This window comes from Kribbella sp. (genome assembly GCF_035687465.1).
In the GTDB taxonomy this organism is placed as follows: Bacteria; Actinomycetota; Actinomycetes; order Propionibacteriales; family Kribbellaceae; genus Kribbella.
Genome location: NZ_DASRXP010000258.1, coordinates 1 through 12,416, shown reverse-complemented (window position 1 = coordinate 12,416; position 12,416 = coordinate 1). Strand labels below are relative to the sequence as shown.

The window sequence follows — 12,416 nt, the reverse complement described above, 5'->3', positions numbered from 1 at the left end:
AACGCCGCCAGAGCCCGGATATCGCTGATTGGGAAGGTTTTGGTGATCGCCACCAGGGTGACAGCGCCCCCGGGCCTTCCAGCCGCCTCACAGGCCTTCTGGATCCGTTCCCGGACCTGGCCCAGGTTGCCCCGCAGTTCTGCCTCGCGCTCCGAAGTCACGGGTGCAGCCTGACCAGACCCGCCATCCGCCCGCTGACGGGTCCCTCCCGCCGGTACGAGTACAGATCCTCGGACTCGATCGTGCAGCTGGTGGCGTCGATCACCCGCACGTCGAGTTCACCCAGCTGAGCGATCACGCCCGCCGCCACGTCGATGGACGGCGTCCCCCAGCTGGTCTCCGCGTACGAGGCGGGCGCGCGCTCGGCGACTTCGGCCCGCATCTCCGCGGGAACCTCGTAGCACTTGCCACAGGCGTACGGCCCGAGCACCGCGGTGATCCGCTCGGCTCCGAGTTCCCGCATCGCTTCCACAGTTGCCGGCACGACACCGGAGTACAGGCCGCGGCGGCCCGAGTGGGCGGCGCCGATGACGCCGTTGCCCGGGTCGGCCAGCAGGACCGGAAGACAGTCGGCCGCTCGGACGCAGAGAGCCACATCGGTGCGGGTGGTCACCAGCGCGTCCGCGGACGGCATCGGCAGCACCGGCAACTCGTCGCCCTCGGCGACCAGGTGGACGTTGTTGCCGTGGACCTGGCTGACCCGGATCACCGCTTCGGACCGGACCCGGAACTCGTCGGCAAGCAGGCGGAAATTCTCCGCGATCGCGGAGCCCTCATCCCCCGCCGCACTGCCCAGGTTCAGTTCGCCGTACGGCGCCTGGCTGGCTCCCCCGAAGCGATCGGTGAAGGCGAAGCGGACATCCTCGAGAACCTCGTCGTAACCGAACACGCCCCGAAGGTTACCCGGGCGGCGCCGACTACCTCAGACGGCGCCAGTTACTTCAAGAAGTCTGGGATGTCCAGATCATCGTCGTCGTTGTCGGCCTTGCGGGGCTGGCGCTGGGGTGCCGGCGGCTGCGAGGCCGGGGCGTTGCTCGGGCCGTGCGTCGGCCACGACTGCGTCGCCGGCGGGGAGGCCGGGGCAGGCGGCTGGTTGGTCTGCTGGTGCGCGGTACGGACCGGCTCGCCGGCCTGCGGCCGCGCGGAGTGGGTCGTGCCCGAGGCCGGGCGACCCTGGTCCGTGTGCGGCACCGGCACGGTGTCGTCTGTCGGCGTGCCCGCGGGGGGCTGCGTGTAGGGCGCGGCCGAGCCTGCATCGGACTGCTGTCCACTACCGGACTGCGGCGGCTGACCGGCAGGGGTCGACCCGTACGGCGGCTGCTGCCCGGACTGCTGACCCGGCTGGGACTGAGGCGGCTGGGCCGGCGTGCCCGGCGTCGGCGCGTTCTGCATCGGCGCCGAGTACGCACCCTGCTCCGGTACGGCGGGACGCGGCTGACCCTGGGTCGCCACATCACCGCCCGGGGCGGGCAGGCGGCTCTGCGGGCGGGCGCTGTTCATCGCCTGCTCGCGGCGCTTGGGCATCCCACCGTCGAAGCCGGCCGCGATCACCGTCACCCGGACCTCGTCGCCGAGGGCGTCGTCGATGACCGCGCCGAAGATGATGTTCGCGTCGGTGTGCGCGGACTCCGAGACGAGCTGGGCCGCCTCGTTGATCTCGAACAGGCCGAGGTCGGAGCCACCCGCGATCGACAGCAGCACGCCGTGCGCGCCCTCGATGCTTGCCTCCAGCAACGGCGAGGAGATGGCCGCCTCGGCGGCCGCGACTGCCCGGTCCTCACCGCGGGACGAGCCGATGCCCATCAGTGCGGAGCCGGCGTTGGACATGACGGCCTTCACATCGGCGAAGTCCACGTTGATCAGGCCGGGGGTGGTGATCAGGTCGGTGATACCGGACACGCCCTGCAGCAGCACCTGGTCGGCCTGCTTGAAGGCGTCCAGCACGGACACCGCGCGGTCGGAAATGGTCAGCAGGCGATCATTCGGAATGACTATCAGGGTGTCGACTTCTTCGCGGAGGGCGGCGATGCCGTCCTCCGCCTGGGTGGCCCGGCGCTTGCCCTCGAACGAGAACGGCCGGGTCACCACGCCGATCGTCAGCGCCCCGAGAGAACGGGCGATCCGGGACACCACCGGTGCACCACCGGTGCCGGTGCCACCGCCCTCGCCTGCGGTGACGAAGACCATGTCGGCGCCCTTGAGCGCCTCCTCGATCTCCTCCGCGTGGTCCTCGGCGGCCTTCTGGCCGATGGCCGGGTTCGCGCCGGCACCGAGGCCGCGGGTCTCCTCCCGGCCGATGTCGAGCTTGACGTCCGCGTCGCTCATCAACAGCGCCTGCGCGTCGGTGTTGATGGCGATGAACTCAACGCCCTTCAGACCGTGCTCGATCATCCGGTTCACGGCATTGACGCCGCCTCCGCCGATGCCGACGACCTTGATGAGTGCCAAATAGTTCTGCGGTGCCGCCACGTCCGCGCCTCTCGCCTCGTTCTGTTCCCGTTATGGCCAGTTGGCCGCCCGAGCTGCGCCTGCTCCCGGACTCTTCCGTTCGCCGATCCCCGTTGTCCGGCAGCCGGGCCCCTTTGTCCGGTAGCAAAGGGCCTGAACCTCAAGTAGATGGTTACAGTTATCTCAACTTTAGAGTGCTTCGCACGCTACGGGAGGAGATCCGGCAATGTCCACGCGCCTCGCCGCAGGTACCACGATGCTGTGCCCGTGTGGGCACGATCACTTCTTTTCCCCTTTGGTGACAGGGAGATCGGGCGCGGACACGTCGTAGACCTTGGCCTGGCGCCGCATCAACACGCTCAGTACTTCGGCCTTGCGCTCGCTGTCATCGGAGCTGCCCCAGACCACCTTCACTCCGGACGAGAGGTTGAGGGTGATCGAGTCCGGCGAGCCGGCCGAGATCGACTTCACCTGGGCCCGTAAAGGCACCGGCAGGGCGGCCGAAACCCTCACCACCGAACGGATCGTGACGTCGCGCCGGCTGCCGACCACCAGCGCCTCGGGCAGCCCGTCCGGCCGGTCCGGCACCGTTTTGAAGGTCACCCCGGTCGCGTCGACCAGTTCGAACTTGCTGCCGTCCGTCACCACCACGACCGGCACCCGCTCGGTGACCACGATCACCAGCTGGTGCGGCCAGGCCCGGGTCACCTGCGCGTCGGCGACCGCGGTCACCGTGCGCACCCGGTCCGCGATCGCGCCGAGGTCCACCTTCGCCAGCGGCGTACCGACCGGGGCGGCGGCGACCTGCGTGATAGTTGCCTCAGGCACCGTATCCAGCCCGGTCACCCGGACGCCGGTGACCGCCAGCGCGGACGAGTAGTAGAAAAGCCAGACGGTGATCCCGCCCAGCAGCACCAGCAGGCCGCCGATCGCCCAGGGCAGCCAGCCGCGCCATCGCACCAACCGTTGCCGGCGCGCGAACCGCTGCTGTGCCCGGGCCAGGTCAGTGCTTTGACTCATTCCCCCGTCACCACCGGACTCACTCGATCATCGCGGCGTTCAGCGCCGCCCGCTCGGCCAGCAGCCCGATCACTTCCGGTCCGATCAGCGTGACGTCGCCGGCGCCGAGGGTGACCACGAGGTCACCCGGTACGGCGAGGTCCGCGACCACCCGGGGCACCGCGGACCAGGACGGCTCGAACCGGACCTGGTCCGGCTTCAGCGGCACGTGGTTCGCGATCAGGGCACCGGTGATGCCGGGCTCGGGGTCCTCGCGGGCCGCGAACACGTCCATCACCACCACCTCGTCGGCCAGTGCGAGCGCCTCGGAGAACTGCGGGGCGAAGATCCTGGTCCGGCTGAACAGGTGCGGCTGGAAGCACGCGATCACGCGCCCCTCCCCCGCCACCTGCCGGGCCGCGGTGAGGTCCACGGCGACCTCGGTCGGGTGGTGCGCGTACGAGTCGAACACCCGGACGCCGTCCTCCTGGCCCTTGAACTCGAACCGCCGGCCGGTACCGGTGAAGGACGAGAGCCCCTCGGCCAGGTCCGCCGCGGAGAATCCGAGGCCCAGGCCGACGGTCAACGCGGCCGAGGCGTTCAGCACGTTGTGCTTGCCCGCCTGCTGCAACTGGACGATCGGCAACTTGCGGCCCCGGTAGACGGGCACGAACGACTGGACGGCACCGGTCGCGGTGATCTCCGTGACGCGGGTGTCGGCGTCCTCGGACTCGCCGTACGTGCGCACATCGATGCCGCGCTCGCGGGCGAACTCGGCGAGATCGCGCGCCCCGGCGTCGTCGTAGCAGATCACCATGAAACCGCCCGGGAGGACCCGGTCGCAGAACTGCCGGAAGGCGAGCCGGTAGCTGGCCTCGTCACCGTAGTTGTCCAGATGGTCCGGCTCGACCGACGTCACGATCGAGACCTCGGGACCGTAGGTCAGGAAGGACTTGTCGGACTCGTCCGCCTCGGCCACGAACAGGTCGCCGTTGCCGTCGTGCGCGTTCGAGCCGGACTCGTTCAGGTTGCCGCCGATCGCGTACGACGGGTCGACGCCGCAGTGCTGCAGTGCGACGGTCAGCATCGACGTGGTGGTGGTCTTACCGTGCGTACCGGCCACTGCGATCGTCCGGCGGCCCACCATCACCGAGGCCAGGGCCGCGGCACGAGGCAGGATCGGGATCCCGGCGGCGCGGGCAGCCACCACCTCCGGGTTCTCCTCGCGGATCGCGGTGGAGACCACCACGGTGTCCACCTCGGCGACGTGCTCGGCGGCATGGCCGACCCAGCAGGTGGCACCGAGCGCGCGAAGGGCGGCGAGCACCTTGCCGTCCTTGGCGTCGGAGCCCGACACCTCGATCCCGCGGGCGGCCATGATCCGGGCGATGCCGGACATACCGGCGCCGCCGATACCTACGAAGTGGACCCGGCCCAGCTTCTCGGCGGGCAGATTCGTGTCAGGGGCGGTGACGATCACGAAGCAGACCTCACCACATCGAGGATGATCTGCGCCAACTGGTCGTCCGCATCCGTACGAATCACGCCTTGCGCTGCAGTGGACATGGCCATCAGACGCTCGCGGTCGTGCAGAAGTTGCGGAACCGTCGCGCGAACCCAGTCCGGCGTCACGGTGGCGTTGTCGACGAGCAGCCCGCCGCCGGCATCGATCACCGGCTTGGCGTTCAGCCGCTGCTCACCGTTACCGATCGGCAGCGGAACGTAGATCGCGGGCAGTCCGACGCCGGACACCTCGGTGACCGTGTTCGACCCCGCCCGGCAGACCACCAGATCGGCGGCGGCGTAGGCGTAGTCCATCCGGTCAACGTACGACAGCACGCGGTACGGGTAAGGACCGGCCTGGGCGACCTCGAGCGTGTTCTTCGGCCCGATCGCGTGCAGCACCTGGATCCCGGCCGCCTGCAGATCCGCCGCGGCTCCCGCGAAGGCCTCGTTCAGCCGCTGAGCGCCCTGCGAACCACCCGTGACGAACAGGGTCGGCGCGTCCGGGTCCAGCCCGAAGAACTGCCTGGCCTCGGCCCGCAGTACGGCCCGGTCCATGGTCGAGATGGCGCGGCGGATCGGCAGCCCGACGTACCGGGCGTGCGGCAGGTCCGTGCCGGGGAACGAGGTGATCACGTTCTCGGTGCAGTAGCGGGCGGCGAACTTGTTCGCGATCCCCGGTACCGCGTTGCCCTCGTGCACGACGATCGGCGTCTTCCGGCGCCACGCGGCCACATAGGCCGGCGTGGAGACATAGCCGCCGAAGCCGACCAGGACGTCGGCCTTGGCCTCGTCCAGCACCTTGCGGGCCGCGCTCACCGAGGACAGCATCTTGCCCGGTACTGCGAACAGCGCGGGCGTCGGCCTTCTTGGCAAGGGCACCGGGGGAATCATTTCGAGCCGGTAGCCGGCCTCCGGGATGACCTTGGTCTCCAGGCCGCGCTCGGTCCCGAGGGCGGTGATCTGGATGGTCGGGTCGATCCGGCGCAGTGCGTCGGCGGTAGCGATCAGGGGGGAAGTATGGCCGGCGGAACCCCCACCGGCCAGAACGATGCTCGGCACAGCTTTCAACGCTCCCGCGTGTTCTCACGGCCGGTTCGGCCAGGTGTACGCCGCGAAGACAGCCACCCGAACAAAGGCCGCCTGGTCTCTTTCAGGGCGGCCTGCGCGCCGGGTTCGGCCTTCGCGAAGGACAGCAGCATGCCGATCGCGATCAGCGTCGGCAGCAGTGCGGACCCACCGTACGACAAAAGCGGGAGCGGGATACCCACGATGGGTAGCAGTCCGATCACGGCACCGAGGTTGACCAGCGTCTGGGCCATGATCCACACGGTGATCCCGGCGGCGGCGTACCGGATGAAGGGCTCGGTGGTTCTGGTCGCAATCCGGACACCGGCGTACGCCAGGGTGAGGAACAACGCCAGCACGGTCAGTGAGCCGATCAGCCCGAGCTCCTCGCCGATCACCGCGAAGATGAAGTCGGTGTGTGCCTCGGGCAGGTTGCCCCACTTCTGCCGGCTGTTGCCGATCCCGACCCCCCACCAGCCACCGGTGGAGAGCGCGTAGAACGCGTGGTAGGCCTGCCAGCCGACGTTGCTCGGGTCGGCGAACGGGTTCATGAAGTTCGTCAGCCGGTCCATCCGGTGCTGGGCCGCGGTGACGAAGTACGAGGCGATCAGGCCGACCACCGCGATGGTCGCGATGAACAGCCGGGTCGGCGCGCCGACCACCCAGATCATCCCGATCATCACCGCCATCAGCACCAGCGAGGTACCGAGGTCGTGCTGACCGATGATGAGCGCGATCACGAGACCGCAGACCGGGACCATCGGGACCAGCAGGTGCTTCCACTGGGTGAGCAGCTTCTGCTTGCGGGCATACAGGTCGGCACACCACATCACCAGCGCCAGCTTGGCGAACTCGCTCGGCTGGATCTGCAGTGGACCACCGAACGAAAGCCAGTTGGTGTTGCCGTTGACGTTCTTGCCGAGTCCCGGCACGTAGGTGAGCACCAGCAGGAACACCGAGCCCAGCAACGCGAGGTACGAGAGCATCCGGAAATGCCGTGGCGTCATCCGCGAGGCGACGTACGCCATCGGCAGGCCGACGCCGACCCAGATCAGCTGGCGGTAGAAGATCGCGTACTGGTTGCCGTGGTTGATGTTGTACGAGAGGACGCTGGAGGCGGACAGCACCATCAGCAGTCCCAGCACCAGCAGCAGACCGGTCGCACCGAGCAGGATGTGGTACGACGTCAGCGGCCGGTCGAGAACGTTCTTGACCGCTGCCAGCCAGCCACTGCCTTCGGGCGCGCGCTCGGCCTTCTCGTCCGGCCGGTCAGTGATCGTCGTCACGCGATCACCTCCGGATCAGCTGTCGCCCAGCCGGTGTACGGCTTCGGCGAAGGCGTCTCCGCGGGCTCCATAGTTGGCGAACATGTCCCAAGAAGCGCAGCCAGGCGCCAGCAGCACGGTGTCACCCACCCGGGCCAGCTTGGTCGCCTCCCCCACCACGGTCTCCATTGCTCCAGTGTCGGTCGCCTCGACGGTGATCGTCGGGACATCCGGTGCGTGTCGGGCAAGTGCTTGCGCGATCACCTGCTTGTCCTGACCGAGCAGCACCACGCCTCGCAACCGGTCCTTCACCGCTTCGACCAGCTCGTCGAAGCTCGCGCCCTTGGCCTGTCCGCCGGCGATCCAGACGACGTGCTCGTAGGCCTGCAGCGAGGCCTGGGCAGCGTGCGGGTTGGTCGCCTTGGAGTCGTCCACATAGTTGACTCCGGCAACGTCCGCGATGTGCGCGATCCGGTGCGCGTCCGGCCGGAACCCCCGCAACCCGTCCCGAACAGCAGTCGCCGGTACGCCGAACGACCGGGCCAGCGCGGCCGCCGCCAGCGCGTTCGCCACGTTGTGCGGAGCAGCCGGCGTGATGTCCGCGAGGGTGGCCAGCTCGAGCGCCGAGGAGGCACGCTGCTCCACGAAAGCCCTGTCCACCAGCAGGTCGTCGACCAGCCCGACCATGGAGATGTCCGGCGTCCCCAGGGTGAAGCCGATCGCACGGCAGCCCTCGATCACGTCGGCGTCCAGGACGAGCTGTTCGGTCTCCGGATCAGCGACGTTGTAGATGCACGCGACCTGGCAGTTCTCGTAGATCCGGCCCTTGTCCTGCGTGTAGGCCTGCAGCGAGCCGTGCCAGTCGACGTGGTCCGGCGCGATGTTCAGCACCGCGGCCGAGTGCGCGGACATCGAGTGAGTGAAATGCAGTTGGTAGCTGGACAGTTCGACCGCGATCACGTCGTACGGCTCGGGGTCCATCACGGCTTCCAGCAGCGGCAGTCCGACGTTGCCGGCGGCAACCGCGCGGTGGCCGGCCGCGGTCAGGATCGCGGTCAGCATCTGCACAGTGGTGGTCTTGCCGTTGGTCCCGGTGACACAGAGCCAAGGGGCCGCGGTCGCTGGGTCGCGGAGGCGCCAGGCCAGCTCGATCTCGCTCCAGATCGGCGCCTGCCGTTCCGCCGCTGCAGCGAGCAACGGGGCGCTCGGGGGAATGCCGGGCGAGGTCACTAAGACGTCGACTTCCGCAGGGAGCTCCGCGGTACTGCCCGGGCCGAGCTTGATGGTCGCGCCCAGGGTCTCGAGGATCTGCGCCTTCTCGCGGAGCGCCTCGGTGTCCCGGTCGTCGAGCGCGGTGACGAACCCGGCTCCGGCCTGGAGCAACGAGTCCGTGCAGGCGTAGCCCGCAGTACCGAAGCCGAGGACGACGAACCGGGTCGTCGCCCAGCCGTCATCCGTGCGCGTGCTGAGGCTCATGAAGCGACCCATTCCGCATAGAAGAGCCCGAGCCCGGTCGCGACGCAGAGACCGGAGATGATCCAGAACCGGATCACCACGTTGACCTGTTCCCACCCGAGCATCTCGAAGTGGTGCTGCAGCGGCGCCATCCGGAAGAGCCGCTTGCCCACGCCGGTACTGCGCTTGGTGACCTTGAACCAGCCGACCTGCAAGATCACCGAGGCGGTGATGATGACGAACAGCCCGCCGAGCAGCAGCACCAGGAGCTCGGTCCGGGTCATCACCGCCAGGCCGGCCACCGCACCACCCAGCGAGAGCGATCCCGTGTCACCCATGAAGATCTTGGCCGGCGACGCGTTCCACCACAGGAACCCGAACAGGGCGCCGGTCAGTGCCGCGGCGACGACAGCGAGGTCGTGTGGATCCCGGACCTCGTAACACTTGGCGCCCGGCGCGGTCGCACAGCTCTGGTTGAACTGCCAGATGCAGATCAGCGTGTACGCGCCGAACACCATCATCGAGGCGCCGGTCGCGAGCCCGTCCAGACCGTCGGCCAGGTTCACACCGTTCGACATCCCGGCGATCAGCAGCAGCACCCAGATGACCACCAGCACCGGGGCCAGGTGCAGCCAGTTGATGTCGCGGATGAACGAGATGAACGGCGACGCCGGGCTCTGCCCCCGGTCGTCGGGGAACTGCAGCGCCAGGATCGCGAAGATGACGGCCACCAGCGTCTGGCCGGCGAGTTTCGCCTTGCTGCGCAGGCCCAGGCTGCGCTGCCGGACGATCTTGATGAAGTCGTCGAGGAAACCGACCGCGCCCATCCCCACGAACAGGAACAGCACCAGCAGCGCCGAGGCACTCGGGGTCGTCATCGTGAACAGCTTCGCGGCGAAGTATCCGACCACGGTGGCGACGATGAACACCGTGCCGCCCATGGTCGGCGTACCGCGCTTGGTGTGGTGCGAGGTCGGACCGTCGTCGCGGATCTCCTGGCCGTAACCGCGCCTGACCAGGACCGCGATCGCCAGCCGGGTGCCGAGCAGCGTGAGTACCAGCGAAACGCCCCCGGAGAGCAGGATCGAGATCACTGCTGGGCCTCCTCGAGCAGGGCGGTCGCGAGCCGGTCCAGCCCGACGAAGCGGGACGCCTTCACCAGCACCACGTCTCCCTGCCGCAATTCCTTGCGAAGCAACGCGAGTGCTTCGTCCGAGCTTTCGACGTACGCCGACTCGTCGCCCCAGGATCCTTCCAGGGAGGCGCCGAGGTGGATCGGGCGGGCTGCCTCGCCGACCGCGACCAGCCGGTTCACGTCCAGCCGGACCACCAGCCGGCCGATCCCGTCGTGCTCCTCGAGCGAGGTATCGCCGAGTTCGCCCATCGGGCCGAGCACCGCCCAGGTCCTCGCTCCCCTCGCCCGGCCAAGGGCGACCAGCGCCTTGAGCGCGGCGCGGACCGAGTCGGGGTTCGCGTTGTAGGCGTCGTTGATCACGGTCACGCCGTCGGCGCGCTCGGTGACCTCCATCCGCCACTTGGACACAGTGGTCGCCGCGTTCAGTCCTTCGGCGACCTGCTCGGGCTTCAAACCGACAGCCAGTACTGCGGTCGCGGCGGCCAGCGCGTTCGACACCTGGTGCTCGCCGACCAGCTGTAACTGGATGTCGAAGGTGGAGTCGCCGATGTGCAACTCGAAGCCAGGCCGACCACCGGCGTCCAACTTGATGCCGGTCGCCCGGACATCGGCGTCAGGCGCTTCCCCGAAGGTCTTCACCGTCTCGCTGGTCCGGCTCGCCATCGCGGCGACCCGTGGATCGTCGGCGTTCAGCACTGCGGTCCCACCCGGGACGACGGCCTCGATCAGCTCGCCCTTGGCCTGGGCGATCGCGTCCTGGCTGCCGAACTCACCGATGTGCGAGCGACCGACGTTCAGCACCAGCCCGACCGTCGGGGGCGCGATCCGGCACAGGTACTTGACGTCGCCGATGTGCCGGGCGCCCATCTCGGCGACCAGGAACCGGGTGTTCTCGTCCGCCTGCAACGCGGTCAGCGGATGCCCCAGTTCGTTGTTGAAGGAACCCACCGGCGCCACCGTCACGCCGTACGGGCGGAGCAGTTGGGCGATCAGGTCCTTCGTGCTGGTCTTGCCCTGGGAGCCGGTGAGGCCGATCACGACGAGGTCGGGCAGCTTGGAGACCACCAGCCTGGCCAGTTCACCGAGGGCCACCTGGGTGTCGGCGACGACGATGCACGGGCAACCCTCGACCGGACGGGTGGTGAGGGAGACGGTGACACCTGCCGCGGACACCGCCTCGACGTAGTCGTGACCGTCCACCCGCTCGCCCGGCAACGCGACGAACAGCCCGCCCGGCCCGGCCTCGCGCGAGTCCTTCACCACCGGGCCGTCGACGACGGCCGCCGGGTCGACGCCGGCGAGCTCACCGCCGACCGCCTCGGCGATCTGGCCGCAACTGACAGGGATCACCGGGTAGCCTCCAACAGCTCGCGCACAGTCTGCCGGTCGTCGAACGGGTGGATCACGCCGTTGACGTCCTGGCCGGTCTCGTGGCCCTTGCCCAGCACCACGACGGTGTCCCCCGGGCCGGCCAGCTCGATCGCGGTGGCGATCGCCTCGCGGCGATCTCCCACTTCGCGCAGGTCCACCTCCGGGACGGCTGCCCGGGCTCCTTCGATAGCCGCCGCCCGGATCGCCGCCGGATCCTCGGTGCGCGGGTTGTCGTCGGTCACGATCAGGATGTCGGCCGTCCTGGCCGCGGCCGCGCCCATCCCGGGCCGCTTGCCGGGATCACGATCGCCGCCACAGCCGACCACCGCGACGAGCCGTCCCTTGGTGGCGCCGCGCGCCGCCTCGAGGGCGAGCCCGACAGCGTCAGGAGTATGCGCGTAGTCGACGATCACCGTCAGCCCGTCATCGCGATTGAACGCCTCCATCCGGCCCGGCACTCTGGCTGTCCGCAGACCTTCAGCGATCGCCTCAGCCGGTACGTCGAGTTGCCGCAGCATCACCACCGCCAACAGAGCGTTCGCCACGTTGAACTGACCGGGCAGCGCGATCTCAACGGTCAGCGCCTCCCCCGGCCCTTGGATGTCGAGGACCGTGGTGCCGTGCTCCGACTGATGCGTGGAGCTGACGGTCCAATCCGCGTCGCGCGTGCTCGACACCTGACCGGGGTGGTGGGGTGGGGTCAGCGATGACACCGTGATGAGCGGTACCAACGTCTGCGCGGCGAGGCGGCGGCCGTACTCGTCGTCGATGGTCACCACTGCCAGATCACACCGCTCGGGCGTGAACAACGAGGCCTTCGCCGCGAAGTAGTCCTCGAACGTTTTGTGGAAATCCAGGTGATCCTGCGTCAGGTTCGTGAACCCGGCGACCGCGAACCGGGCACCGTCCACCCGACCCATCGCCAACGCGTGGCTGGACACCTCCATCGCGCAGAACGCGACGGCCTGCTCGCGCATCACCGCGAACAACGCCTGCAGATCCGTGGCCTCCGGGGTGGTCCGGACGCTCTTCACCACCTCGTCACCGATCCGCGTCTCGATGGTGCCGATCAACGCGGCCCGCCCGAGCCTTCGCAGTACGGCGTCGAGCAGGAAGCTGGTGGTGGTCTTGCCGTTGGTCCCGGTCACGCCGAGCAGGTGCAGTTCGCTGGT

9 protein-coding genes and 1 pseudogene are annotated in these 12,416 nt (G+C 68.9%); all 10 read right to left on the bottom strand.

Annotated features, from left to right (window positions below; genetic code table 11):
- Window positions 1-157 precede the first annotated feature (157 nt).
- A complete protein-coding gene (gene pgeF, locus VFG33_RS12940; protein ID WP_325025930.1) occupies window positions 158-889 on the bottom strand; it encodes a peptidoglycan editing factor PgeF in 732 nt (243 codons plus the stop codon).
- A 575-nt stretch (window positions 890-1,464) separates the two neighbouring features.
- A pseudogene (gene ftsZ, locus VFG33_RS41255) lies at window positions 1,465-2,469 on the bottom strand (cell division protein FtsZ); the annotation flags it as partial.
- 258 nt (window positions 2,470-2,727) lie between these two features.
- Window positions 2,728-3,468, bottom strand: coding sequence for a cell division protein FtsQ/DivIB (locus VFG33_RS12930; protein ID WP_325025928.1), 741 nt, complete (start codon window positions 3,466-3,468; stop codon window positions 2,728-2,730).
- 19 nt (window positions 3,469-3,487) lie between these two features.
- Complete coding sequence (gene murC / locus VFG33_RS12925) at window positions 3,488-4,927, bottom strand: UDP-N-acetylmuramate--L-alanine ligase (RefSeq protein WP_325025926.1); 1,440 nt, start codon at window positions 4,925-4,927, stop codon at window positions 3,488-3,490.
- Window positions 4,924-6,012 carry an undecaprenyldiphospho-muramoylpentapeptide beta-N-acetylglucosaminyltransferase gene (murG, locus tag VFG33_RS12920; protein ID WP_325025925.1) on the bottom strand — a complete coding sequence of 363 codons (1,089 nt, stop codon included), beginning with the start codon at window positions 6,010-6,012 and terminating at the stop codon, window positions 4,924-4,926. The genes murC and murG overlap by 4 nt, the downstream gene beginning before the upstream one ends.
- Window positions 6,013-6,017: 5 nt before the next feature.
- A complete protein-coding gene (ftsW, locus tag VFG33_RS12915; protein ID WP_325025923.1) occupies window positions 6,018-7,304 on the bottom strand; it encodes a putative lipid II flippase FtsW in 1,287 nt (428 codons plus the stop codon).
- 15 nt (window positions 7,305-7,319) lie between these two features.
- Window positions 7,320-8,759: a UDP-N-acetylmuramoyl-L-alanine--D-glutamate ligase gene (gene murD / locus VFG33_RS12910; protein WP_325025921.1), complete on the bottom strand. Its 1,440-nt coding sequence runs from the start codon at window positions 8,757-8,759 to the stop codon at window positions 7,320-7,322.
- Complete coding sequence (mraY, locus tag VFG33_RS12905) at window positions 8,756-9,832, bottom strand: phospho-N-acetylmuramoyl-pentapeptide-transferase (protein WP_325025919.1); 1,077 nt, start codon at window positions 9,830-9,832, stop codon at window positions 8,756-8,758. The genes murD and mraY overlap by 4 nt, the downstream gene beginning before the upstream one ends.
- Window positions 9,829-11,223, bottom strand: a complete 1,395-nt coding sequence (locus tag VFG33_RS12900; protein ID WP_325025917.1) for a UDP-N-acetylmuramoyl-tripeptide--D-alanyl-D-alanine ligase — start codon at window positions 11,221-11,223, stop codon at window positions 9,829-9,831. The genes mraY and VFG33_RS12900 overlap by 4 nt, the downstream gene beginning before the upstream one ends.
- Window positions 11,220-12,416 (bottom strand): UDP-N-acetylmuramoyl-L-alanyl-D-glutamate--2,6-diaminopimelate ligase (locus tag VFG33_RS12895; protein WP_325025915.1); only part of this gene is annotated, 1,197 nt, incomplete at its 5' end. The genes VFG33_RS12895 and VFG33_RS12900, both read right to left, overlap by 4 nt.

Bases quoted from the DNA above. Each gene is read 5' to 3' on its own strand.
- VFG33_RS12930 (WP_325025928.1), bottom strand. From the start codon at position 3,468: ATGAGTCAAAGCACTGACCTGGCCCGGGCACAGCAGCGGTTCGCGCGC.
- murD (WP_325025921.1), bottom strand. From the start codon at position 8,759: ATGAGCCTCAGCACGCGCACGGATGACGGCTGGGCGACGACCCGGTTC.